Origin of the sequence: Alteromonas sp. H39 (assembly GCF_047556435.1) — a bacterium.
GTDB lineage: Bacteria > Pseudomonadota > Gammaproteobacteria > Enterobacterales > Alteromonadaceae > Alteromonas.
Window position 1 is genome coordinate 1,338,788 of sequence record NZ_CP180210.1, and the last position, 24,834, is coordinate 1,363,621.

Sequence of the window (24,834 nt, forward strand, 5' to 3'; positions counted from 1 at the left end):
ACATAGTTGCGCTTTCCGTGATATTGTTGCGCCCTCCAGGGCGCGTGTGCGGCCGTCCTCAGGATGACCGGTCGCAGCAACATTTCGTTTTAATAGAATAGGAAGTTAGGATCTCAATGACATTATCTACAGCTGACCTTCGCCAAACCTTTTTTGATTATTTCAAACGTCATGGTCATCAGACCGTGTCGAGCTCGTCTCTGGTGCCAGCGGATGATCCAACACTTCTGTTTACCAACGCCGGTATGAATCAATTCAAAGACTGTTTCCTGGGTACGGAAAAACGCAGTTATACCCGGGCTGTCTCAGCACAGCGCTGTGTGCGTGCTGGTGGTAAACATAACGACCTGGAAAATGTTGGCTATACTGCGCGCCACCATACATTTTTCGAAATGTTAGGTAACTTCAGCTTTGGCGATTATTTCAAAAAAGAAGCCATTCAGTTCGCCTGGACGTTTTTGACAGAAGAATTAAAGCTGCCAAAAGAAAAGCTGCTGGTTACGGTTTACACCGAAGATGACGAGGCGTTTTCTATCTGGGAAAACGATATCGGTATACCAAAAGAAAAAATAATTCGCATCAGTACCTCAGACAATTTCTGGTCGATGGGCGATACCGGCCCTTGCGGCCCATGTTCTGAGATTTTCTATGATCACGGTGAGCATATCTGGGGTGGACCTCCGGGAACACCGGAAGAAGATGGCGACCGCTTTATCGAGATCTGGAACCTGGTATTCATGCAATACAATAAGCAGGCAGATGGCACCATGGAGCCGCTTCCCAAGCCATCTATCGATACCGGAATGGGGCTTGAGCGTATTTCTGCCATTTTGCAGAACGTACACAGCAACTACGAAATCGACCTGTTCCAGAACTTAATTCAGGCTGCCGCAAAAATTGTTGGTACTGACGATTTGGAAAATAAATCGTTGCGCGTGATTGCCGATCACATCCGTTCTTGCAGCTTTTTGATTTGTGACGGCGTTATGCCGGGTAACGAAGGCCGTGGCTATGTACTTCGCCGCATCATTCGTCGTGCGGTTCGCCATGGCTATAAGCTGGGCGCCGATGGCATTTTCTTTTATAAGCTGGTGGCCGCACTGGCAAAAGAAATGGGCGCGGCGTATCCAGAGTTAGTAGACCAACAGCCTGTTGTTGAAAAAGTGCTTCGAGTAGAAGAAGAACAGTTCAGTAAAACGCTGGCACGCGGTATGGCCATGTTAAATGACACGCTGGACACACTGGGAGGTGACACCATTCCGGGCGATGTGGTCTTCAAGTTATATGATACGTATGGCTTTCCGGTTGATTTAACGAATGACGTTGCCCGTGAACACGATATGAAGCTTGACGAAGCGGGTTTTGAATCGGCCATGCAGGAGCAGCGCAAGCGTGCCCAGCAAGCCAGCCAGTTTGGTGCCGATTATAATTCGCAGTTAAATGTTGATCAGCAAACGGAATTCACTGGCTATACCGATGTGGATGGTGAAGCCAACGTGGTAGAGCTAATCACAGGCAATGCGTTTTGTGAGCAGTTAACTGATGGCCAGGAAGGGGTTGTGGTGCTGGATAAAACGCCGTTCTATGCTGAAGCTGGTGGTCAAAGTGGTGACACGGGCGTGCTGCGAGTGGCAAACGGTGAGTTTATCGTCAATGATACACAAAAAATGGGCAATGCTTTTGCACACCGCGGCACGGTTAAAGGCACCATTTCCAAAGGCGACAAAGTCGAAGCCGCCATCGATACGCCAAATCGCGAAGCGATCAAAAAGAACCACAGCGCCACGCACTTATTGCATGCTGCGCTTCGTGAGATTCTGGGTGAACATGTGTCTCAGAAAGGCTCTCTGGTTGAAGCAGAACGTATGCGATTTGATTTCTCCCATTTTGAGTCAGTAACCGAAGCACAGTTAGCGCAAATCGAAAGACGGGTAAACGAAGAAATCCGTGCCAATCACCCGCTGAAAACGGAACTAATGGACCTGGAAGAAGCTAAGGCATCCGGTGCGATGGCACTGTTTGGCGAAAAGTACGATGAAAAAGTACGAGTGGTCACCATGGGGTCGTTTTCCGTTGAGCTATGCGGCGGCACGCACGTAAACCGTACAGGAGATATTGGTCTTTTCAAAATTACCAGTGAAAGTGGTATTGCCTCAGGTGTTCGCCGTATTGAAGCCATTACTGGTGCGGCGGCAATTGAGTTTGTTCAGTCTCAGCAAACCCTTATCAACCAAGCTGCGGGAATGCTGAAAACGGATAGCATGGGGCTGATTGACCGCATCGGTACTTTGCAGTCTCAGTCGAAAGAGTTAGAAAAAGCGCTGACGGCGGCCAAGCAAAAACTGGCAAGTCAGCAGGGCGCTGATATGCTTAACAGTAAGCAGCAAATCAATGGCGTTAATGTTCTAGTCTCAAGACTGGATGGCGTCGAAGCGAAATCATTGCGTGGCATGGTAGACGATATTAAAAACCGAATCGGCGAAGGTATCGTAGTATTAGGTGTAGCAGATGATGACAAAGTAAATCTGATAGTCGGTGTAACTAAATCTCTGACCGGCAAGGTAAAGGCTGGAGAGCTGGTTAACTTTGTGGCGGCACAGGTTGGCGGTAAAGGCGGTGGTCGTCCTGACATGGCTCAGGCTGGCGGTGATAAGCCGGAAAACCTGCAGGCTGCGTTGGACTCCGTTACCGGCTGGCTAGAAGATAAGCTATAATCGGGTTCATGTTGTTTTTCAGTGAGTTTTTGAAGTGACACAAAAACAAGGAATCGCTGACATTGTGCTCCGGGTCGTGCCGGGGCGTAATACATTTTGAAAGGATTGTTCGTAAATAAGGAACAGGAGCAAGCGAATGCTTATTTTGACTCGTCGTGTAGGTGAGACCCTGATGGTTGGTGACGATGTGACCGTTACCGTTTTGGGTGTTAAAGGGAATCAGGTACGAATTGGTGTAAATGCGCCCAAAGAAGTATCGGTGCACCGGGAAGAAATTTATATGCGGATCCAGGCTGAAAAAGGTGGTCAGCCCGGTAGTCCCGATAAAGAGTAAGTCAAAACAAAAAGGCTGGTGTTAACCAGCCTTTTTTTGTGAGAAAACCAACAAATTACTGCTTTTTTGCACAATTTGTTTAAAATGCCGTCAGGCAGTGTTTTTTCACGAAAAAAGGTTTGACTAACCTCAGTGAATCCGTAAAATGCAGCCCCACTTAAGGAGAGGTGGGTGAGTGGCTGAAACCAGTTCCCTGCTAAGGAACCATACGCATTACGCGTATCGAGGGTTCGAATCCCTCCCTCTCCGCCATTATTCGTTGATGGTGGCAGTCAACAACAAGTTTTGCGCGTGTGTAGCTCAGCTGGATAGAGTACCTGGCTACGAACCAGGCGGTCGGAGGTTCGAATCCTTCCACACGCGCCACTACTTTAAATAAGTGCCATCTTTTGTGCTAAACTACAAAAGTAAACAGTTTACGCGTGTGTAGCTCAGCTGGATAGAGTACCTGGCTACGAACCAGGCGGTCGGAGGTTCGAATCCTTCCACACGCGCCATATTGAAGAGCCCACCCTTACGGTGGGCTTTTTCATTTCTGTGTGTCGGATTTCCAGCCCCTCGCAGAGCTCGGGTCGTTCGCGCGGCGCCAGCCGAAGTGTGCTATGTGCTTCCGGTAACTCCATCCACCGTCATTTCACGCGTGAGCAAAATCGCAGCGCTTCAACCGTGGCCGCCTTCATCTTTGAGAAAGCAACACCGTCTATCTGGCAGCACTGTGGTGCCCGCACTAAACTTTGTAATGAAATCATTCGTAACTATAAAGCGTATATACCTGATGAATGAATAGTGCGGTTATATTTAAAAAAGTCGCATAAAACATCAAAAAAAGCCGTCTAAACAGAAAAAGTTTGACTAACTATTCAAAAGTAGGCGTAAAGTCGTGTTGTTTTTTATAATCCGGCATGATACTTATCTACCTCCTTTACAACGAGAGAACCGTCATGGCAGCAGAATCCGTTAGCAGTCAACTCATGGAAGCCGCCACCCTGATGCTGGTGGGCATGGTCTTCGTATTTGCGTTCCTGAGCCTCCTGATTGTGGGCGTCAAGTTGATAGCTAAATTTTGCGAAGCGTTTCCCGGAGAGCCGGAAGTACAACCCTCGGTGAAACGTTCTCCAGCCAAAGCGAGTCCTGCTGCACAACAAGAAGATAGTGGTGTCATTGCTGCTATTACCGCTGCTGTCCACATGCATCGTCAATCGAATAAATAACCAATACCCTAGGAGTTACCATGTCTAAGCCTCTGGCGTTAACTGAGCTGGTTTTACGTGACGCACATCAATCTTTATTGGCAACCCGAATGCGTATTGAAGATATGTTACCGATTGCGGAAAAGCTGGATAAGGTTGGCTATTGGTCAGTAGAGTCCTGGGGAGGCGCGACCTTTGACAGCTGTATCCGATATCTGGGTGAAGACCCGTGGGAGCGGATCCGCAAGCTGAAAGCAGCCATGCCTAATACCCGGCAGCAAATGCTGTTGCGTGGTCAGAACCTTCTTGGGTATCGCCATTATGCGGATGACGTAGTCACGCGATTTGTGCAGCGTGCTCATGAGAATGGTGTCGACGTTTTCCGGATTTTTGATGCGATGAATGACGTTCGCAATTTGCAAACCGCAATAAAAGCGGCAGTCGATTGTGGTGCACACGCTCAAGGCACCATTTCTTACACGGTAAGCCCGGTTCACAATTTGTCGCTTTGGCTGGAAATGGCAAAGCAACTTGAAGATATGGGCGTGCATTCTATTTGTATTAAAGATATGGCTGGTCTGCTTAAGCCGTATGACTGCGAAGAGCTAATAAATGGTCTGAAAGACACGGTGTCTGTGCCTATCGCGATGCAGTGCCATGCGACTACAGGCTTATCTACTGCCACCTACCAGAAAGCAATTGATGCCGGTATTGATATGCTGGATACCGCCATATCCTCGATGAGCATGACGTACGGTCACTCAGCGACGGAAACGGTGGTAGCTATCGTTGAGGGCACTGAGCGAGATACGGGGTTGTCACTGCCTGACCTGGAAGAGATTGCCAGCTACTTTCGTGACGTACGTAAGAAGTACGCGAAGTTTGAGGGTAGCCTGAAAGGAGTTGATGCCCGTATCCTTCTTGCTCAGGTGCCTGGGGGCATGCTAACTAATATGGAGAATCAGCTTAAAGAGCAAAATGCCCAGGACAAGTTTGATGAAGTGTTAAAGGAGATCCCTCGGGTACGCGAAGACCTTGGATTTATTCCGCTGGTAACACCTACCTCACAGATTGTCGGAACTCAATCGGTGCTTAATGTCCTTACCGGAGAACGGTACAAAAGTATTACCAAGGAAACCGCGGGTGTACTGAAAGGGGAGTACGGTGCCACCGCTGCTCCTGTAGATAAAGAATTGCAGGCGCGGGTTCTCGATGGTGGTGAGGCTATTACCTGTCGTCCTGCGGATAATATAGAACCAGAAATGGACAAGCTGACTGACGAGTTGAACAAGCTGGCAAATGAAAAATCTATTACGCTGGCCGAGCAACAGGTAGATGATGTGCTGACGTACGCATTGTTCCCACAAATCGGGTTGAAGTTTCTTGAAAATCGCAACAATCCAGATGCCTTTGAACCGGCCCCCGGCAACGAACCAGAAGAAGCGTCAGCACCGGCACCTAAGACCAGTGATACAGCACAGGGAAATAGTCGTTACGATGTAAAGGTTGACGGTAAAGTGTATCAGGTCGAAGTGGCTGCATCGGGCTCCCTGACAAGCGTCAAGCAGGCAAAAGACAACACTCAGGAAGACGCTGCTCCCGCCCCGACACCGTCAGGTGATGCTCAGCATATTGATGCGCCGCTTTCAGGTAATGTATTTAAAGTTCTGGTACAACCCGGCGATGCCGTGGAAGAGGGAGATGTGGTGATGATCCTGGAGGCGATGAAAATGGAAACCGAAATTCGCAGTGCATACACAGGCACCGTTTCCGAGGTTCTCGCGAAAGAAGGTGAATCTGTGTCCAGCGGACAGCCGTTGATCGCACTGGGGTAACCAATGGAAAAGCTAGGTATTTTATGGAACAGCACAGCGCTGGCGCACTTTGAGACAGGCCAGCTGGTGATGATGGCAGTAGGGTGCTTGTTACTCTATCTGGCCATTGTAAAAAAGTTCGAGCCGCTTTTGCTCATTCCGATCGGCTTTGGGGCGCTGCTAACCAATATTCCGCTGGCCGGTTTCACGGAAGTGGGTGGCTTGCTTTACTACATTTACAAAATCGGCATTGATACCGGCGTATTTCCGCTGCTTATCTTTATGGGCGTAGGCGCGATGACTGACTTCGGGGCGCTTATCGCAAATCCGAAAATGCTGCTGTTAGGCGCGGCTGCACAGTTTGGTATATTTGCCACTCTGTTTGGCGCTATTGCGCTGAACATGGTACCGGGCTTTGAGTTTTCGTTAAAAGACGCCAGTGCTATTGCCATTATTGGCGGCGCTGATGGCCCCACTGCTATTTTTCTGGCGTCACGTTTAGCGCCAGATTTACTTGGTGCGATCGCGGTAGCGGCGTATTCGTATATGGCACTGGTGCCGATTATTCAGCCGCCTATAATGAAAGCGCTGACGACACCGGAAGAGCGAAAAATTCAGATGGCGCAATTACGCCCTGTATCGCGTCGTGAAAAGATTATTTTCCCTCTTGCAGTATTGATCCTCACTATTCTCTTTTTACCGTCTGCGACGCCGCTGGTAGGCATGTTTTGCTTTGGTAACCTGATGAAAGAGTGTGGTGTTGTAGAGCGCTTGAGTAAAACCGCACAAAATGAACTGATTAACGTGGTCACTATCTTTCTTGGACTTGCTGTCGGGTCTAAGCTGTCGGCAGAAGCGTTTCTCACGGTAGAGACGCTGGGCATTCTTGGGCTGGGAGCGGTTGCATTCGCTATTGGCACGGCAACAGGTGTGATCATGGCGAAAGTTATGAGCAGACTTTCAGGCGGCGCTATTAACCCGCTCATTGGCGCGGCTGGCGTATCGGCTGTCCCAATGGCAGCCCGCGTAGTGAACAAAGTCGGTCTGGAGGCAAATCCGCACAACTTCCTGCTTATGCACGCAATGGGGCCCAACGTAGCTGGCGTATTAGGCTCTGCAGTAGCCGCAGGCATATTGCTGGCGTTGGTAGGATAGCGGCGCGACACAAGTTGTATCGATGGCCAGAATGGCGTGTCCGCACCGGCACGCCATTTTTTTAAGCAGACAATAATTAGTTAGATTGTGAGAAAAATGGTGCGTCTGAACCCCGTTAGCGGTGCTTTTTTATGTTGAACCGGTTTGTGAAGAGGAAAGGCTGCGGAAACTAGCGAAGGGTTTGCTGAGGCACCAACGACTGATAAGCCATGATCAGCTTTTTAGTGAGCTCATGCTGCGGCCACCGGAATATAGTTTCAGTTTTCCCCGACTCAACGATTTCGCCGTTTTCCATCACTACGATTTTATCGGCAATATGACGGACGATACCTAAATTGTGAGAAATGAAGATAAACGCCAGCCCCATTTCCTGTTGCAGCTTTAGAATCAGGTTAACCGTTTGCGATCGAATCGACGGATCGAGCGCGGCAAAGGGTTCATCGGCAACCAGTACTTTGGGTTGCAGCATGATAGAACGGGCCAGCGCTACGCGCTGTTGCTGTCCATCTGATAACATATGACGGTAATAATAATAGTGCTCTCTCAGCAGTCCGACCTTTTTTAACGTCTCTTCAATGACTTTCTTGCGCTCAATATCAGACAACGTGGTATTGAGTCGAAGCGGCTCATCCAAAATCTTTCCCACCGGGATCCCCGGGTTCATCGCTTCACTACTGTGCTGGAAAATCATACGGATATCGTGTGTTCGTGATTGTTCTTTGGCAGAAGTTTTCACCCGGGCATTGTACAGCTCGTTATTCAGCAGAATCTCACCATCGTCAGCAGCCAGAGCACCAACCAATAACTTAGCCAACAGCGACTTTCCCGCCCGGTTCTCGCCAATAATAGCAATGGTTTCGCCGCGCTTTACCGTCATATCAATGGGGCCGAGCTTGAATATTTCAGGACGCTTCAGCCAGCGCTTAGTATCGCTGTGACGAAATGTCAGTCCCTTTACCTGCATCACGTCTGTCATAGCTTCTCCATATGTAGCGGGAAGTGGCAATTATACGTATGGTCGTGGATTCGGCGAACGACAGGGGTGATAACGCAATCTCTCTGCGCCCTGGGGCAGCGAGGGCCCAAACGACACCCAATGGGCATATGTTGTAGCGGCGGGATTGTACCTTCCAGAGTCGGCAGTATTGACTTGGGCGGCAGGTTTGTTCGGAAGCTTGGGGCACTATCTAAAAGCGCCTTAGTATATGGGTGCAGTGGGCGCTTACGTATGTGCTTCATCTTACCGGACTCTACGGTCTGACCTGCATACAGGACGGTCATGGTATGGCACATGCTGGCTATCGCTAGCAAATCGTGACTGACAAACAATATTGATAACGACTTGGTCTGATTCAATCGCGTAAACAATTTAAGGATTTGTGTCTTGGTCGTGGTTTCCATACCGCGTGTAGGGTCATCGGCAATCAGCAGTTTTGGCTGCGATACCAGTGCCATCGCAATCATAAATTTCTGACAGATGTCTGTAGGCACCTGATGGGGATAAGCACTTAGGTAGTGCTTGTGATATTTAATACCGACTTTATGTACGGTGCTGACTGCAATTTTTTTACGGTGTTGTTTTCGTTGCCAGAACCAACTCCCCTCAACAAATTCCTCTGGGATCCCTTCTTCTAATTGTTCTCCCAGTGTTGCCGACGGGTCCAGTGCTGTCACCGGATTCTGAAATACTACTGCGATATCACGACGCATAACTTCCCGTCGTTCTTCCGCTGTCATGCTTAATAAGCTTTCCCCTTTCCAGCTTAACCGGTCCGCAGTTAATCGCCACTGGCCAGGCAGCGCGCCAGAAATGGCTGACACAATTAAACTTTTGCCCGAACCTGATTCACCGACCAGAGCCCGGATTTCACCACTATTCACGGTAAGGTTCACTTTATCTAATGCTTTCACCATGCCCTGACCGGTGTCTATTTCCAGTGTCAGGTTTTTAATATCGAGCATTGGCATTAGTGGCTTAACCTCTTACGTAGTGCTGAGCGCAATCCATCGCCAACAATGTTAATGGCCAATACCATAAGGAAGATAGTCAGTCCCGGCAGGGCGACGTTCCATGGCGCGAGATAGGCCACATCAAGACCGTCAGCCAGTATGGCTCCCAACTCAGGCAGCGGGGGCTGCGCCCCAAGGTTTAGAAATCCCAGCGCGGATATATCGATCACCGCAATAGACAATGACAGCGTCCCTTGCACGACCAGCATTTCGATCATGTTAGGTAAAATTGAATTGAAAAAGATTTGTCGGTTACTGGCACCGTCGAGACGAGATGCCAGTATATATTCCTTTTTCATCTCCGCCCGGACAAAAGAGCGGGTATGGTGAATAAATTGCGGAATGAGAGCCAGCGTAATAGCCCACATACTGTTTACCAGGCCGGTCCCCAGGATTGCCACAATAATAATCGCAATTAGCAAAGTTGGGATTGCCATAAGCGCATCAAGCAGGTGATTGATTACACTGGAGCGTACACCTCTCATCATTCCTGCCATGGTGCCTATGCTGACTCCAACCAGCATCGCCAGCAATACCAGAATGATACTACTGCCTAAGGTTACCCGACAGCCGTAAATGATTCTGGAGAACACGTCCCGTCCCAGCGCATCAGTCCCGAACAAGTGACTGATGCTGCCGTTTACTTCCCAGCTGGGGGGAATAAGCAATGCATCAATATTCTGTGCAATCGGGTCGTAGGGTGCAACCAGCGGCGCAAACAGCGAAAAGAACAGGAAAATTCCCAGCACGATCAAGCCAACAAACGCCACATGGCTCGCACGGAATTCGTGCCACGTTCGTTGCAGTGGTGACGGATGATATTCTTCTTCGTAAAGACTAAACTGTGCCACGTTCGTATTTTTCCCTGCTTGGATCAATGAGCCGGTTAAATAGGTCGATCAGAATGGTCAGTGTAATGACCAGGGTAGATACCGCAAGCATACCAACTCTGAGAGCCGGGTAGTCGCGTTGATAGATTGCCTGAATCAGCCAGTTTCCAATACCTGGCCAGGAAAACAAGGTTTCTACAATCATCGCGTTGGTGATTAGCGTGGTAATCTGAATTGCCATCAAAGGCAAAATTGGCAGCAGGGCGTTACGCAGAATGTGACGCGAAAAAATCTGCCAGCGTGACAAGCCGCGTGAGCGGGCAGCAGTGATATAGGGGCGACTGAGCACGTCAATCACTGAGCGTCGGGTGAGGCGTATCATGGCGGCAGTTGTAATGATTGCAATGGCAAGTGTTGGCAGTACCATGTGGTGCAAAGCGTCACGAAATGCCAGGCTACGGTCGATATCTTTGACCAGCAATGTATCGATAAGAATAAAGCCTGTTACGTTGGGAATATCGAAAAGCAGACTAATTCTGCCGGATAGCGGTGCAACTCCCAGTTCCAGGCTGAATACCAGAATGAATACCAGCGCCAGCCAGTATACGGGGAACGAATAACTGAAAAGGCTGATTGAGTTTATGGTGTGATCTGCCGTCGTATAGCTTTTCATTCCCGCGTAATAGCCCACTGGAATACCAATAACAATAGCGATTAGCATTGCATAGGTACTCAGTTCAATTGTGGCGGGCATGGCAATACCGATTTCATCACGAAGCGGCAGCCCGGAAATGAAGCTGTAGCCCCAGTTACCGTTTAGTAATTGTCCAAGATAATGAATAAACTGAAATACGTAACCCTGATCCAGCTTATACTGTCTTGCTAAGGCCTCACGCTGAATCTCGTTCTGTGGCGTGATACCGGTAAGATTGGTTAGCACGTCACCGGGAAAAAGGTACGCCAGCGAGAAGGACAGCGCCGCCAGCACCAGCAGTGTCAATACAAACAACGTCAGGTATCGGGTAAGAATAGTAATCACAGCGCTTTTGATACCCCACCAAATCTGACTCCACCATAAGGGTTTATTGTCATGCCCTCCAGTTCATCCCGATAAGCGCGATACCGATAGGCATGTGCGATGGGAACAATGGGAAGTTGTTCATAGAGCAAGCGGTTGACCTGCTGATAGATAGCTTTACGTTGTGCGGTGTCTTCGGTCTGAAGGGCTTCGTTGAGCAACGTATCGTAGTCATTATTACACCACATGGCGCGATTCGTGCCGGAAGGGATCGCACCACAACTCAGCAGTGGCCGATAAAAGTTGTCAGGGTCGCCGTTATCAGCTGACCAGCCAATCAATACGGAGTCGTGCAGTCCCTCACGCAAATGACGCCGGAACGTGGTCCAGTCGTAGGTAACTATCGTCGCGCGAATACCTACATCAGCCAGGTAACGCTGGATGAGCTCGGCCATCTTAGCGGCATTAGGATTGTAGGCCCGTTCTACCGGCATCGCCCAGATCGTCATGGTGAAGCCCGGCTCTACGCCGGCGTCATCCAATAATTTGCGGGCCAGCACCGGGTTATAAGCAGTATCGTCAGCGTCAGCCTGATACGCCCAGCTTGCGCCCGGTAAAAGTGTTTTTGCCCGGGTGGCACTGCCAAGATACACCGCTTCTAACAACGTGTTTTTATCTATCGCAAAGGCCAGTGCCCGGCGGACATCAGGATTGTCAAAGGGCGGGCGCTGAGTGTTGAAAGCCCAGAAGCCAATGTTGAGCCCGGGTTTTTCTGCCAGTAATAAATTTTCACGATTGCGGATTATATCCAGCTCCGTCTGTGCAGGAAATGCAATCGCATCACATTCACTGGTAATCAATTTCGCGAGACGTAACGAACTTTTTGGTGTGATGTCGTAAATCAGGTGTTCGGCAGTAATTTCATCTTTCCAGTATGCGTCGTTACGCTGATAACGGATAAAGTGGTCCTTACGATAACTGTCGTACTTAAACGGGCCAGTGCCGACAGGGAAGTGATCTATTCGCTCTGGCACACCCCGGTTCAACAGCTGTTGGGCATACTCTTCTGAAAGAATGATAGAAAAGTCGGTTGCCAGGTTGGCCAGAAACGAGCTGTCCCTGCGCTGTAAAGTGATTTCGACCCGGTAGCCGTTAATACGTGACACGCTGGTTATATTTTCCGCCAGCCCGAGACTTTCAAAGTAGGGGTAACGGCCGCCGGACACATTGTGATAAGGGTGCGACGGCAAGCGCCAGCGATTGATACTGAACAGCACGTCATCGGCGTTGAACGTCCGGCTTGGTGTGAAATAGTCAGTAGTGTGAAAGTTAACGTCTTTACGTAACTGAAACGTGTAGGTCAACCCGTCATCTGAGATCAGCCAGCTTTCAGCAAGGCTGGGAATAATGCGACCTGTGTCAGGTTCAAAATCTAACAGTCGCCCATAAATCTGATGGGAAGTGGCATCGGAGGTCGTCCCAGAAGTATCTAACTGAGGATTAAAGTTAACTGGGTTACTTTCTGAGCAGTATACAATTCCTGACTGATAAAAAGACTCCTGAGGACTTTTGGAGCACGCAGTAACACACAGCGCAGTGGTCAGAATGACACAACAACGTCTGATAAAACCTGCAAACATGCTCAGGATCCCATTGATTCTGCGGAAGAGTCCAACAGATTATATTTCTTTAGATAACCTCGCAACTGATGATAAGTAAGACTGAGCTTTTCAGCGGTCTTTTTCTGATTGTACTGACTATCTTCGAGAGCTTGCTGGAGCATCTCTATCTCGAACTGCTGTGAACGTTCTTTAAGATCGATTGGATAACTAAGTGGTTCTGGCGCTGTTGCGACAGCAGGCTCATTGGCGGCGATAATTTCTGATGGCTCACTGTTAACTGGCGCTGCAGGTGCGGGCGAACTGATCCGATCGGCCGTTTTGATGCGTGATTTTGGCCTGAACGGAGATTCGAAGGGGTCAAGGGATATTTCATGCACTGGCAGATGCGGGTTGTTTGTGCGGTAAACCGCTCTTTCCACCACGTTTTTCAATTCACGAATGTTGCCGGGCCAGTCATATTCCAACAGTATCCGTCTGGCTTTTTCCGTAAACCCGCTGAATAGCTCCATCTCCAGTTCGCGGGCCATATTAATGGCGAAATGTTCAGCCAGCATCATAATGTCCTCACGGCGCTCGCGAAGCGGTGGGATAGTGATAACGTCGAACGCCAGTCGATCTAACAGGTCTGCACGAAATTCGCCTGCGTCAGCCAGTGCAGGTAAGTCTTCGTTGGTTGCGGCAACCAGACGTACGTCGGTTTTTATGGTTTTACTTCCGCCTACACGCTCAAACTCACCGTATTCAATAACGCGAAGCAATTTTTCCTGAATCAACCCCGATGTATTTGCCAGTTCATCTAAAAATAATGTGCCATTGTGAGCTACTTCAAAACGCCCCTCACGACGTTTAGCCGCCCCCGTAAACGCCCCGGCTTCGTAACCGAATAACTCGCTTTCTAACAGGCTTTCATTTAGCGCCGCGCAGTTTAGCTTAAGGTAGTTCTGGTCCCACCGGTGAGACAGGTAGTGCAAGCGCGCAGCAATCAGCTCTTTACCCGTGCCGCGCTCACCGATTACCAATACTGGTTTATTCAATGGCGCGAGTTGTGAAATTTGTTCCAGCACTTCCAGAAAACTGTTTGCCTGGCCCAGTAAATTATCCTGTTGTCGGTAGCGACTCATTAATTCCCTCAAATGTTAGTCATTTCGACCAATTAATAGTGTAGTTTAAAATGACTTCAGATTCGATAAGTATTTATACACAAAAAAGCGCTTAAGTAACAACAGGTTAAAAAACCGGACTGATTGGCAAGCAATTTGAATAGTACTATCCAACGAATGCCTTAGTGCATCTTTTCAACACGAGTTAGAGGTAAATATTATGGGTATCTTCTCGCGTTTCACTGACATAGTGAATTCTAATATCAATTCATTGCTGGATAAGGCTGAAGATCCTGAAAAAATGGTTCGTCTCATTATTCAGGAAATGGAAGATACGCTGGTTGAAGTGCGCTCTGCATCGGCAAAGACACTGGCCAGCAAGAAAGAGATTGTAGCGCAAATCAGTAAGTACGAATCTGATGCTTCAGACTGGGCTGCAAAAGCAGAGCTGGCACTGAGCAAAGATCGTGAAGATCTGGCACGGGCTGCACTTCAGGAGAAAAAGAAGTGTGCAGAAGCGGCTGAAACACTGAAAAAAGAGCTGGGGATTGTCGAAGAGCAGATTTCCAAATTGCAGGACGAAATCAGTCAGCTTCAGGAGAAACTGGCGGATGCCAAAGCACGTCAGAAAACCATCATCATGCGTCAGAAGACGGCGAGTTCACGTCTTGAAGTCAAACGTACGCTGGATAGTTCCAAAGTTGATAATGCGATGGGGCGCTTTGAGCAATACGAACGCAAGATTGACGATTTAGAGTCGCAGGTCGACGCTTATGACCTCGGCAAGAAGACATTAAATGATGAATTTGCCGAATTAGAAGCCGGTGATAAGATTGATGAAGAGCTTGCCGCTTTGAAAGCCAAAATGAAAGGCGGCGATAAGAAGCCTTCAAAAGCAAAAGAATAAGTTTGTACCCCACGCGTCAGGATGACGCGGGTCAACACATCACCGTCTTAGAGGAGGTATGGTTATGGAAGAGGGAATTGTAGCTTTAGTTATCGCGCCGCTGATTATCTTTATGATTTTCGTCGCACCCATCTGGCTGATACTGCATTATCGCAGTAAGAAACAGGTGAACCAGGGCTTAACTGCAGAGGAATACGCTTCATTACAGGAGCTGGCAGACAAAGCCGAGAAGATGTCAGACCGCATTAAAACGCTGGAAGCTATCTTAGATAGTGAGTCGCCAGAGTGGAGGAGCCGGGCATGAGACACAGCAGAACGCTTTACCGCGATACCGAGCACGCTCGTATCGCCGGAGTGTGCGCAGGAATAGCCAACTATTTTGGTATTGAGCGCTGGCTGGTTCGGATTCTGGCGGTGACAGGCTTTTTCTTGCTGGCGGGCCCATTCATGCTGGTGGCCTATGTTGCCGGTTGGTTTATACTGGACAAAAAGCCACAGGGTCACGAACCGGTTGCTACGAAGAAGGTGTCTAACGTGTTTCAGCACACTGGTAAGGGCTGGAGAAACGTTATCTCATCAGACAGTGACGATTCTCAGAAAGTCTCTGTTAAGACTAAGGTCTGGCAGGCAGGTGAGCCACCTAAGCAAGCGTTTCACGATATCAGCAAGCGGTTTACTGAAGCCGAGAACCGTTTACGCAGCATGGAGCGCTATGTCACCTCCCGGGAATTTCAGCTTAACCGTGAGATTAGCAAGCTGTAACGTTTTTAATACACCTCTGAAGGCAGCACTCCGCTGCCTTTTTTCTATTTGTCCCCACCTATTCGTTATTGATATGTAAATTTGGTGTTACGCAGGTTGCTGTGGCAGAAAGCCCCCGGGGACTTCTGCGCGACAGGAATTTCATTAGACTGGCTGACATCATAATTGTTAGCGGGAAGGTCTTTGGCAATGGGTAAAACGACGCAGTATAAGTCGCGCACTTCAGACGAAAACGGCATCATTCATTGGAGCGATGACGAAAATCAGATTTGGTCAGAACTGTATGCCCGTCAGATAGACTTAATCCAAGACCGGGCGTGTCAGCAATATTTAGACGGGCTGGAACTGGTGGGGCTGACAAATGACAGGATCCCACAGTTACCGGATATCAATAAGGTCCTGATGCGCGAAACCGGTTGGCAGACCGCAGAAGTGCCTGCATTGATTAATTTTACCGAGTTTTTCCGACTGCTGGCGAATAAGCAGTTTCCGGTGGCAACTTTCATCCGTACCCGTGAAGAATTTGATTATCTGCAGGAGCCTGACATTTTTCATGAAGTCTTTGGCCACTGCCCGTTACTGACAAATCCTGCCTTCGCGCACTTCACTCACACTTACGGCAAGCTGGGACTGGCGGCAAGTAAAGAAGACCGTGTCTTTCTGGCGCGTTTGTACTGGTTTACTGTGGAATTTGGTCTGGTGAAGACGGCTGGTGGATTGCGTATTTATGGCGGTGGTATCCTATCTTCGCCAGGGGAGACAGTATATTCGCTGGAAAGCGACAAGCCTCAGCGCCACCCGTTAACACCGCTTGATGCACTGAGAACGCCTTACCGCATTGATATCATGCAACCACTTTATTATATCCTCGAACAGTTTGACGATCTGTTTTCACTGGCGGAAATGGATATCATGAGTCTGGTGGCTGAAGCAAAAAGGCTGGGATTGTACGATCCACTATTCCCACCGAAGGAAAAGCAAGCCAGTTAAACATTTCCACGGCCTTCGGCATTTTCCAGACAGCCTGTCCGGTGCGCCCTGCACCGGACAATAAACTTCCCGGGTTCTACTTCGTAAAAGTAATAAATTATTGGTTCTTAGTTATAAAGTTGTGATAAGCTGTAAAAATAACTTTACATAAGAATTGGTTATGCGCTTAGAAATCATTTGCCAGGACCGTCTGGGAATTACTCAGGATGTGTTGGACATTCTGGTCACACACGAAATCGACCTGCGCGGTATCGAAATTGATCCAGCAGGGAAAATCTTTCTTAATTTCCCGAATATTGAGTTTGCTGACTTTCAGCATCTGATGCCGCAGATTCGCCGAATTGACGGCATTGACGATGTCAAAACCACACCTTTTATGCCGGGAGAGCGGGAGAAAAATCAAATTTCCGCAATATTGCGCACACTTCCTGACCCGGTATTCTCCATTGACACCAAAGGGCAGGTGTTGATGTGCAACGAAGCGGTAACCAGCGGCCTCGAAATGAGCTTCACAGAAATTGAGGGCGTGGAAATAGCCGACCTGGTAAAAGGATTTAATTTTGGGCGTTGGATGGAGTCGAAAAATCCTGAACATCAGACTGCCAAAGTGAAGTTTATCCAGCAGGACTATCTGGCTGACGTACTGCCTATCTTTGTGCCAGACGGTGACAATAACCCAATCATGGCAGGTGCAGTAGTTATCCTTAAGTCGGAACTTCGTTTAGGTCAGCAATTCAGTGCGTTTCACCAGCCTGAAACAGACAGCTTTGAGCGTTTCATTACCGCATCATCCGCGATGCGTAAAACCGTGAAAGAAGCCAAACAGGTTGCAGACCTTGATGCGCCAATACTGATCTTCGGAGAAACCGGCACCGGAAAAGAAATGATTGCCAGAGCGTGCCATCAGGCCAGCCGGCGGAGCGGCGGAGAGTTTCTGGCTCTGAACTGTGCATCATTGCCTGACAGCGTCGCTGAAACCGAGTTATTCGGCTATGCAGCAGGCGCTTATAATCAGCCTGAAGGCAAAGCCGGGCTGCTTGAACTGGCGAAAGGCGGCACTTTGCTACTTGATGAAATTGCCGATATGTCAACGCAATTGCAGGCTAAACTGCTCCGCGTCCTGGAGGATGGTGAGTTTCGTCGGGTTGGCGATAATAAGCCGGTGGAAGTGGACGTGCGCTTTGTCTGCACCACCTGTCGCGACCTCGGGCAACTGGTAGAAGAAGGGCGTTTCAGAAAAGAGCTGTACTATCGCCTGAATGTATTAAGCCTGATGATGCCATCGCTAAAAGAGCGTCGTGCCGATATTGTGCCACTGGCAGAAACGTTTATTTTACAGCACAGCGGTAAGCTGGGTCGTCGTCCGGCAAAGCTGAGTAAGTCCTGTGTAGAATATCTTCAGCAATATCCCTGGCCAGGTAATGTTCGCCAGTTGCAGAATGCGCTATACCGCGCCTTGTCACTGCTGGATGGCAACGAAATTACCAAAGAGGATATTCAGCTTCCCAATTGTGCACCAAGCGTTACCTATATAGATGAAAATTTCGAGGGCACGCTCGATGAAGAAGTTAAGAAGTTTGAGAAAGATCTTCTTCGGCGTTTATATCCGTCTTACCCCAGCACCCGTCAATTGGCGAAAAAACTCGGCCTGAGCCACACCGCGATAGCCAACAAGCTGCGTGAATATGGGATTAATAAAGGCACTGTAAAATTTTAATTACAGTCTGTCACCCCTGCTTTACGCCTCGCAGTCCGTGCGGGGCGTAATTTACGGCTTGTTTTTCACTTTCTTCTTGTTGTTCATTTTTCTATACGCTTTTCACAATTCCCCAACGTAAGCCTATATCAGGCCAGACACTTCTCTGATTGTAAAAAATGATGTCTAGTATGCAAAAGAATTGTTAAGGCGCATGGCGTAACACGTTACAGCCGTACCCTTTTCGCAAAGGAGCATACAATGACAACGAACGATTTTTCTTACAATCCACTGGGTACCGATGGTTTTGAGTTTGTGGAGTACACCGCCGCTGATGAAAAGGGCATCAATGATTTAAAAGCGCTTTTTTCTTCGTTGGGCTTTGCTGAAGTGGCTCAACATAAATCCAAGCGTGTTTGGCTGTTCAAGCAGGGCGATATCAACTTTATCGTTAATGCTGAACCTGCTTCTCAGGCCGAAGAGTTTGCACGCCTGCGTGGTCCCAGCGTTTGCGGAATGGCGTTTCGCGTGAAAGATGCCGGAAAGGCTCTCAAGCATGCACTTGAGAATGGCGCTAAGCAATTTGTCGGTAACTTAGGCCCTATGGAGCTTAATATCCCTGCGGTTTATGGGATTGGTGAAAGCACGTTGTACTTTGTCGATCGCTACAAAGAGAAAAATATCTACGATGTGGATTTCAACTTTTACGAGGGCTGGCAAGACAAGGTAAAAGAAGCGAGTGCAGGCCTTGAGGTATTGGACCACCTGACGCACAACGTACGTCGTGGCAACATGGCAGTATGGGCAGATTTTTATGAGCGCATTGGTAACTTCCGCGAGATCCGCTATTTCGATATCGAAGGTAAGCTGACCGGACTGGTAAGCAAAGCCATGACATCGCCGTGCGGCAAGATCCGTATTCCGATTAACGAATCCTCAGATGATAAGTCGCAGATTGAAGAGTTTATTAAAGAATATAACGGTGAAGGTATTCAGCACATCGCGCTGTCCACCGATGATATTTATCAAACCGTACGCGACTTAAAAGCGCGTGGCATGGCGTTTATGGATACGCCCGACACCTACTACGAGCAGGTTGATACCCGCGTAGAAGGTCATGGAGAAGATCTGGACAAGCTGCATGAGTTGAAAATACTTATCGACGGTGCACCGATGAAAGACGGGATCCTGCTACAAATCTTTACCGATACGGTAATCGGGCCGGTCTTCTTTGAAATCATTCAGCGCAAAGGGAATGAAGGCTTCGGTGAAGGCAACTTCAAAGCGCTGTTTGAGTCTATCGAGCAGGATCAAATTCGCCGCGGTGTGATTGACGAGAAGCAAAATGCGTAACTGGATTAAATTCCCTGCCGCGCAGGGTACCCATTCCCGACAGGCGCATGCGGATTTCCCGCAGGAGGGAATTTATGAGCGTGAACTGGGACGAAGTGGTTTCTTTGGCCCTGCCACGCACATGCACCACAAGCACGCGCCTACTGGCTGGGTAGAGTGGGAGGGCAATTTGCGCCCTCGCGCTTTCGATTTGAATTTGCTGGAAGAGAAAGCTAACTCTCCGGCGACGAAAAGCCCGTTTGATGCGCCTGTGATCCTGTTTAACGCACATTGCCAATATCGTTTGTGGCATTGCTCAGAGCCGATGACCGCACTGGCAAGAAACGCGGACGGTGACGATCTCTTATTTATCCATGAAGGTGAGGGTGACCTGTTCTGCGATTATGGTCACATGAAGGTAGTTCAGGGTGACTACGTGGTACTGCCACGCTCCACGATGTGGAGGCTGTCACCGCACCAGCCGATGCAGGTATTGATGATAGAGGCCACTAATGACAGCTATCAATTGCCGGATAAAGGCATGCTGGGTGGCCACGCTATCTTTGACCCTGCGGTGCTGGATATTCCACAGATCAACGACACATTTCTGGCGCAACAGGACGAAAGCACCTGGCATGTTGAAGTGAAGCGGCATCAGTCCCGTTCAAGGATCACCTATCCTTACAATCCACTGGACGCCGTAGGCTGGCACGGCGATCTCTGCGTTGTCCGGTTGAATTGGCGCGATATCAGACCACTGATGAGTCATCGCTATCATCTGCCACCTTCAGCACACACGACGTTTGTGGCGTCCCGCTTTGTGATTTGTACCTTCGTTCCACGTCCTATTGAGAGCGATCCCGGCGCGTTAAAAGTGCCGTTTTATCACAATAATGACGACTACGACGAAGTCCTCTTCTACCACGAAGGAGACTTCTTCAGTCGGGATAATATCGAAAAAGGTATGGTGACGTTCCATCCGGCCGGTTTTACCCATGGGCCACATCCTAAGGCTTTTGCGGCAGGCAGGGCCCATAAGAAGACGTTTACTGACGAAGTCGCCGTTATGCTCGATACCCGGGACGCGCTGATGTTTTCAGATAATGCCTCGAAGGTTGAGAATCCAGAGTACGTGTACAGCTGGCGCGTCGACGACAAGTAATAAGGAAGACTATGAAATTCGCAACGTACAAAAATGACACACGCGATGGCCAGCTAATGTTGGTATCGCGTGATTTAAGCCGGGCGTGTGAAGTCGCAGATATTGCAGCGACCTTGCAGCAGGCGTTGGATGACTGGAAGAACCTAGCTCCACAGCTGGAAGCGCGTTACCAGGAGCTTAATGACAATTTGATAGATAGCATGCCTTTTCAGGAAGCCCGCTGTGAATCACCCCTGCCGCGAGCTTATCAGTGGGCTGATGGCAGTGCGTACGTAAATCATGTTGAGCTGGTGCGTAAAGCGCGTGGTGCGGAAATGCCGGAGAGTTTCTGGACCGATCCGCTGATGTATCAGGGCGGCTCGGACGACTTTATTGGTCCGAACGAAGACATTATCCTGCCAAGTGATGAGTGGGGCATCGATTTTGAAGGTGAAGTGGCAGTCGTGACAGATGATGTCCCTATGGCCTGTAGTGCTGATCAAGCCGCCTCGCGCATCCGCCTGCTGATGCTGGTGAATGATGTATCGCTACGCGGGCTTATCCCGGGTGAACTGGCAAAAGGCTTTGGCTTTTTTCAGTCGAAACCCGCTTCAAGTTTCTCGCCGGTAGCAGTGACTCCCGACGAGCTGGGGGAGGCCTGGAAAGACAATAAAGTGCATTTGCCGCTACGTTCTACCTACAATGGCGCACTGTTCGGTAAGCCTCATGCCGGTGAGGATATGACGTTTGATTTTGGCCAATTGGTAGCTCACGCTGCGAAGTCCCGCAACCTTGGTGCGGGGGCGATAGTGGGTTCTGGCACGGTATCGAACAAACAGGGGACTGACCATGGTTCTGCCATCAGCGAGGGAGGCGTGGGCTATTCCTGCATAGCAGAAGTACGGATGATCGAAACCATTCGTGATGGCAAACCGTCTACACCGTTTATGCAGTTTGGCGATCGTATTCGTATCGAAATGCTGGACGACAACGGGAATTCTGTTTTTGGTGCTATTGAGCAGCAGGTGAAGCCGCTTAACTAAGACTATAATCAGGGCATGGCGGACCGCGTTACGTATCTGGCGTTGAGGTTCGCCAGGCTTTGAACAGGCTTCATGGAGTAATATTATGAGTCTTAAGCTATACAGCTACTGGCGTTCCACTGCGTCATACCGAACACGTATTGCGCTTAACCTCAAAGGGCTTGAGTACGAAATAAAGCCGGTGCACCTGGTAAAAGAAGGTGGCGAGCAGCACCTTGAGGCGTACCGACGTCTTAATCCCGCAGAGTTGGTGCCAACCTTTGTGGATGAAGATGAAGATATCATTCTGAATCAGTCATTGAGCATTATCACGTTTTTAGATGAACGGTACCCAGAGCCTTTCCGCTTGCTGCCCCAGCATGCAGTAGAAAAAGCCCGCGTTACAGCACTGGCGCAGGATATAGCCTGTGATATTCAGCCGATTGGCAACCTGCGCGTGCTAAATGCGCTTAAATCCCGATATGACGCTTCGCAGGAGAACGTATCACAATGGGCTGCATACTGGATAGAGCAAGGCTTCAAAGGCATTGAGCAGCGTCTGCAAACGCAGGCCGGAAAGTACTGCTTCGATTTTGATGTGACGCTGGCAGATGTTTGTCTGGTCCCACAGGTTTATAACGCAAAGCGCTTCGGCGTAGACATGACACGCTTTCCGCTTATCAGCAAAATTGCAGATAACTGTAATCAGCTTGAGGCCTTTCAAAAAGCCGCGCCGGAGAATCAGCCGGATGCTCAGGTTTAGGATAGAGGCGATCGCAGCCTTGTATGTATTTCTAGCGTCAAAAGCTGTCAGGTTAGACCAATAAAAAAAGCGCCAGCGGCGCTTTTTTTATTTCTCGTTATTGGTTCTTAATTGGCAGCTCGGTAGTATTTTTTACCTGCTTCAACGCGAAGGTTGAGCTTAAGTGGTCCACCAGAGGCAGGTGAGTAAGTTTGTTTTTAAGCAGATACTCGTATTCTTCAATACTTTCCACAATCACTTTAAGCAAATAATCTTTTTCGCCACTGGTGGTATGACATTCCACGATTTCATCAATTGACTGTACCGCATTTTCGAAATCTGTGAGGGAATCTCCGTCATGATTTTTTAGCGTGACGTAAATGAAAACTGAAACGCCCAGGTTTAGTTTTTTGCTGTTTAACAACGTCACTTTTCTAAGGATGATGCCATCGGCCTCCATACGTTTTACGCGACGCCAGCATGGTGTATGAGAGAGCCCAACCTGCTGACTCAGGTCGGCCATGGATACGGTTGCATCCTGCTGTAAAACGCGAAGGATCTCGCGGTCAAACTTGTCGAGTTTCATTAACGGCTATTTCCACACTAATTATGATGCGTATTATATATTAAAAACATTTATAGGATACATATCCTAGCTTACGAAAAGTTACAAAGATTGCATTTCAGTTTGTAAATTCCATTAACAAAGTTCGCAACGCATGTCCTCAACCAGTTGAACTACTATATTGTAAAATCCAAGCAACCTTTTTGAGTGACTATGTCTGTTTTTGACCATTCCGAATTCGATAACCACGAACACGTAGCTTTTTACCATGATAAAGAAGCGGGTCTGAGTGCGATTATCGCTGTGCACAATACCAACCTCGGTCCTGCATTGGGTGGTTGCCGAATGTGGCCGTATATTAACAGTTCAGAGGCACTGACAGACGTACTCCGTTTATCCAAAGGCATGACCTACAAATCGGCCATGGCGAACCTTGAACTAGGCGGTGGCAAGTCTGTAATAATTGGTGACCCGCGTAAAGCTAAAACGCCGGAAATGATGCGCGCGATGGGACGATTTGTTGATTCTTTAGGCGGTAAATACTTTACAGCAGAAGACTCAGGTATCGCGGTGACTGACTTACAGGCCATGGCAAAAGAGTCATCTTACATTGCGGGTGTAAACGCACGGTATCACTATAACGGCGAAGAGGCGGATGGTAACCCCGCGCCATCAACAGCGTATGGAGTATTTGTCGGCCTGCGTGCAACTGTTGAATATGCAACGGGGAGAAGTCTTGAAGGCGTTTCCGTCGCTATTCAGGGAATGGGGCATGTCGGGTATCGCCTGGCAAAACATCTTCACAACGCCGGCGCGACATTGTATGTCACTGATATTTATCCGGAAGGGGTTGAGCGGGCAGTGAGGGAGTTTGGTGCAACAGCGGTCGCACCCGAAGACATCTTCGGGCTGGATGTTGATGTCATTGCGCCGTGTGCGCTTGGTGCAGCAATTAACGATGAATCGTTGCCCATGCTCAAGGCCAAAGTGATTGCAGGGGCCGCCAATAATCAACTTGCCCGCGAGGAGATGGGCGAATTGTTACGCGAGAAAGGGATCCTTTACGCGCCAGATTATGTGATTAACGCCGGTGGCGTAATCGATATCTTCCATCAACGTATGGAAAGCTCGTCCAACGAGGCACTGCGCGACCATCTCGATAACATTGGCACTACGCTGAAAGCGATATACGCGCGCTCAGATGAAGAAGGGAAAGCCACAAACCGGGTTGCCAATACCATGGCGGAAGAACGATTTAACGCGAAGGGTTGAAACCTTCATAACAAGTCGTCATAATGCGCCGCTCAGTTCAGACAGACACGCTGTTTTGAACTGAGCCAGTTTCTATGGTGGGCTCTTGGTCCTCCCGCAATGATACTCTGTGAATCCGGTCAGGCCTGGAAGGGAGCAGCCGCAGCAGACGACTCATGTGCCGGGATGTGGCTGGGAGTCTGCCACCCAATTCACGCTTTCTTCGGTTTTCTGTCGGCCGCCTGGTCGAGAAATTTCATTGCCTTCGTGACCGCATGTTCTACGTTCATTTCCATTTGCTGTCTTTCACTTTGCGGCAGGTAGAATGCCATATCCACTTCGTAACGAATATAGCGCGGTGGCACCTGATTTAATGCAAGACAGCAAAGGTCAGCCAGATAATCCGCGGACTTGGTTTTATCCAGCTTGAGATCAGTGATCCTTTCCAGTACCAGATGTTCGTAATAATTATGGATATCGTCGTCCAACTTCATTTTCAGATCCCTTTACAGTAATTCTATATACCTTATAGCTGGTTCTCTGTTGATGTCGAGGGCAGGGTGGTAAGATTCAGCAAAATTCGGTGGCAGCAACAGACTGTAGGGCAGAAAGAAGGTCTGCGGTCAATAACAACACTGA

At 48.9% G+C, this 24,834-nt stretch carries 23 protein-coding genes, 3 tRNA genes and 1 other RNA gene; 19 read left to right on the forward strand and 8 right to left on the reverse strand.

The window, feature by feature from the left end; genetic code table 11:
• Nucleotides 1–116: 116 nt before the first annotated feature.
• The 8 genes from alaS (at nt 117) to ACLBLI_RS05855 (ending at nt 7,207) form a co-directional block, all read left to right on the forward strand.
• The gene (alaS, locus tag ACLBLI_RS05820) at nt 117–2,714 is read left to right on the forward strand and encodes an alanine--tRNA ligase (RefSeq protein WP_414830190.1); all 2,598 of its coding nucleotides are present in this window, start codon (nt 117–119) and stop codon (nt 2,712–2,714) included.
• 136 nt (nt 2,715–2,850) lie between these two features.
• Nucleotides 2,851–3,048 (forward strand): carbon storage regulator CsrA, encoded by a 198-nt coding sequence (csrA, locus tag ACLBLI_RS05825; RefSeq protein ID WP_218310772.1) that lies wholly within the window; start codon nt 2,851–2,853, stop codon nt 3,046–3,048.
• 161 nt (nt 3,049–3,209) lie between these two features.
• Nucleotides 3,210–3,300 (forward strand) — tRNA-Ser (locus tag ACLBLI_RS05830).
• Between the two features lie 37 nt (nt 3,301–3,337).
• A tRNA-Arg gene (locus ACLBLI_RS05835) sits at nt 3,338–3,414 on the forward strand.
• Nucleotides 3,415–3,468: 54 nt separating this feature from the next.
• A tRNA-Arg gene (locus ACLBLI_RS05840) sits at nt 3,469–3,545 on the forward strand.
• Between the two features lie 444 nt (nt 3,546–3,989).
• The gene (locus ACLBLI_RS05845; RefSeq protein WP_414830191.1) at nt 3,990–4,259 is read left to right on the forward strand and encodes an OadG family protein; all 270 of its coding nucleotides are present in this window, start codon (nt 3,990–3,992) and stop codon (nt 4,257–4,259) included.
• Between the two features lie 20 nt (nt 4,260–4,279).
• Nucleotides 4,280–6,073: a sodium-extruding oxaloacetate decarboxylase subunit alpha gene (gene oadA / locus ACLBLI_RS05850; protein WP_414830192.1), complete on the forward strand. Its 1,794-nt coding sequence runs from the start codon at nt 4,280–4,282 to the stop codon at nt 6,071–6,073.
• Nucleotides 6,074–6,076: 3 nt separating this feature from the next.
• Nucleotides 6,077–7,207, forward strand: coding sequence for a sodium ion-translocating decarboxylase subunit beta (locus ACLBLI_RS05855; RefSeq protein ID WP_414830193.1), 1,131 nt, complete (start codon nt 6,077–6,079; stop codon nt 7,205–7,207).
• Nucleotides 7,208–7,376: 169 nt separating this feature from the next.
• Here ACLBLI_RS05855 and ACLBLI_RS05860 read toward each other — a convergent pair whose 3' ends face one another.
• Genes ACLBLI_RS05860 through pspF form a run of 6 tightly spaced genes read right to left on the reverse strand, consistent with a single transcriptional unit; the run spans nt 7,377 to nt 13,808 of the window.
• Nucleotides 7,377–8,183 (reverse strand): ATP-binding cassette domain-containing protein, encoded by an 807-nt coding sequence (locus ACLBLI_RS05860; RefSeq protein ID WP_414830194.1) that lies wholly within the window; start codon nt 8,181–8,183, stop codon nt 7,377–7,379.
• A complete protein-coding gene (locus ACLBLI_RS05865; RefSeq protein WP_414830195.1) occupies nt 8,180–9,175 on the reverse strand; it encodes an oligopeptide/dipeptide ABC transporter ATP-binding protein in 996 nt (331 codons plus the stop codon). Before ACLBLI_RS05865 ends, ACLBLI_RS05860 begins: the two co-directional genes overlap by 4 nt.
• A complete protein-coding gene (locus ACLBLI_RS05870; RefSeq protein WP_414830196.1) occupies nt 9,175–10,068 on the reverse strand; it encodes an ABC transporter permease subunit in 894 nt (297 codons plus the stop codon). The genes ACLBLI_RS05865 and ACLBLI_RS05870 overlap by 1 nt, the downstream gene beginning before the upstream one ends.
• Nucleotides 10,055–11,086, reverse strand: coding sequence for an ABC transporter permease subunit (locus ACLBLI_RS05875; RefSeq protein ID WP_414830197.1), 1,032 nt, complete (start codon nt 11,084–11,086; stop codon nt 10,055–10,057). Before ACLBLI_RS05875 ends, ACLBLI_RS05870 begins: the two co-directional genes overlap by 14 nt.
• Nucleotides 11,083–12,705 (reverse strand): ABC transporter substrate-binding protein SapA, encoded by a 1,623-nt coding sequence (gene sapA, locus ACLBLI_RS05880; protein WP_414830198.1) that lies wholly within the window; start codon nt 12,703–12,705, stop codon nt 11,083–11,085. Before sapA ends, ACLBLI_RS05875 begins: the two co-directional genes overlap by 4 nt.
• A gap of 2 nt (nt 12,706–12,707) precedes the next feature.
• Complete coding sequence (gene pspF, locus ACLBLI_RS05885; RefSeq protein WP_414830199.1) at nt 12,708–13,808, reverse strand: phage shock protein operon transcriptional activator; 1,101 nt, start codon at nt 13,806–13,808, stop codon at nt 12,708–12,710.
• 199 nt (nt 13,809–14,007) lie between these two features.
• On the opposite strand from pspF, the gene pspA reads away from it, so the two are divergent.
• The 9 genes from pspA (at nt 14,008) to maiA (ending at nt 22,400) form a co-directional block, all read left to right on the forward strand.
• Complete coding sequence (pspA, locus tag ACLBLI_RS05890; protein WP_414830200.1) at nt 14,008–14,694, forward strand: phage shock protein PspA; 687 nt, start codon at nt 14,008–14,010, stop codon at nt 14,692–14,694.
• Nucleotides 14,695–14,758: 64 nt separating this feature from the next.
• Nucleotides 14,759–14,998 (forward strand): envelope stress response membrane protein PspB, encoded by a 240-nt coding sequence (pspB, locus tag ACLBLI_RS05895; RefSeq protein WP_218310761.1) that lies wholly within the window; start codon nt 14,759–14,761, stop codon nt 14,996–14,998.
• Entirely contained in the window at nt 14,995–15,456 is a 462-nt protein-coding gene (gene pspC / locus ACLBLI_RS05900) for an envelope stress response membrane protein PspC (RefSeq protein ID WP_414830201.1), read from the forward strand. The genes pspB and pspC overlap by 4 nt, the downstream gene beginning before the upstream one ends.
• Nucleotides 15,457–15,645: 189 nt before the next feature.
• The gene (gene phhA, locus ACLBLI_RS05905) at nt 15,646–16,446 is read left to right on the forward strand and encodes a phenylalanine 4-monooxygenase (protein ID WP_414830202.1); all 801 of its coding nucleotides are present in this window, start codon (nt 15,646–15,648) and stop codon (nt 16,444–16,446) included.
• Between the two features lie 160 nt (nt 16,447–16,606).
• Entirely contained in the window at nt 16,607–18,163 is a 1,557-nt protein-coding gene (gene tyrR / locus ACLBLI_RS05910) for a transcriptional regulator TyrR (RefSeq protein ID WP_414830203.1), read from the forward strand.
• Nucleotides 18,164–18,403: 240 nt separating this feature from the next.
• The gene (hppD, locus tag ACLBLI_RS05915) at nt 18,404–19,495 is read left to right on the forward strand and encodes a 4-hydroxyphenylpyruvate dioxygenase (protein ID WP_414830204.1); all 1,092 of its coding nucleotides are present in this window, start codon (nt 18,404–18,406) and stop codon (nt 19,493–19,495) included.
• Nucleotides 19,488–20,636 carry a homogentisate 1,2-dioxygenase gene (locus tag ACLBLI_RS05920; protein ID WP_414830205.1) on the forward strand — a complete coding sequence of 383 codons (1,149 nt, stop codon included), beginning with the start codon at nt 19,488–19,490 and terminating at the stop codon, nt 20,634–20,636. The genes hppD and ACLBLI_RS05920 overlap by 8 nt, the downstream gene beginning before the upstream one ends.
• Nucleotides 20,637–20,647: 11 nt before the next feature.
• Nucleotides 20,648–21,658, forward strand: a complete 1,011-nt coding sequence (locus ACLBLI_RS05925; RefSeq protein WP_414830206.1) for a fumarylacetoacetate hydrolase family protein — start codon at nt 20,648–20,650, stop codon at nt 21,656–21,658.
• A gap of 85 nt (nt 21,659–21,743) precedes the next feature.
• Nucleotides 21,744–22,400, forward strand: a complete 657-nt coding sequence (gene maiA, locus ACLBLI_RS05930; protein ID WP_414830207.1) for a maleylacetoacetate isomerase — start codon at nt 21,744–21,746, stop codon at nt 22,398–22,400.
• A gap of 97 nt (nt 22,401–22,497) precedes the next feature.
• Here the strand turns inward: maiA and ACLBLI_RS05935 are convergent, their stop codons facing one another.
• Entirely contained in the window at nt 22,498–22,965 is a 468-nt protein-coding gene (locus ACLBLI_RS05935) for an Lrp/AsnC family transcriptional regulator (RefSeq protein ID WP_414830208.1), read from the reverse strand.
• A 192-nt stretch (nt 22,966–23,157) separates the two neighbouring features.
• On the opposite strand from ACLBLI_RS05935, the gene ACLBLI_RS05940 reads away from it, so the two are divergent.
• Nucleotides 23,158–24,216 carry a Glu/Leu/Phe/Val dehydrogenase dimerization domain-containing protein gene (locus ACLBLI_RS05940; RefSeq protein WP_414830917.1) on the forward strand — a complete coding sequence of 353 codons (1,059 nt, stop codon included), beginning with the start codon at nt 23,158–23,160 and terminating at the stop codon, nt 24,214–24,216.
• 83 nt (nt 24,217–24,299) lie between these two features.
• Nucleotides 24,300–24,396: signal recognition particle sRNA small type (gene ffs, locus ACLBLI_RS05945), an RNA gene on the forward strand.
• Between the two features lie 11 nt (nt 24,397–24,407).
• Here ffs and ACLBLI_RS05950 read toward each other — a convergent pair.
• A complete protein-coding gene (locus ACLBLI_RS05950; RefSeq protein ID WP_218310751.1) occupies nt 24,408–24,689 on the reverse strand; it encodes a late competence development ComFB family protein in 282 nt (93 codons plus the stop codon).
• Between the last annotated feature and the right edge of the window lie 145 nt (nt 24,690–24,834).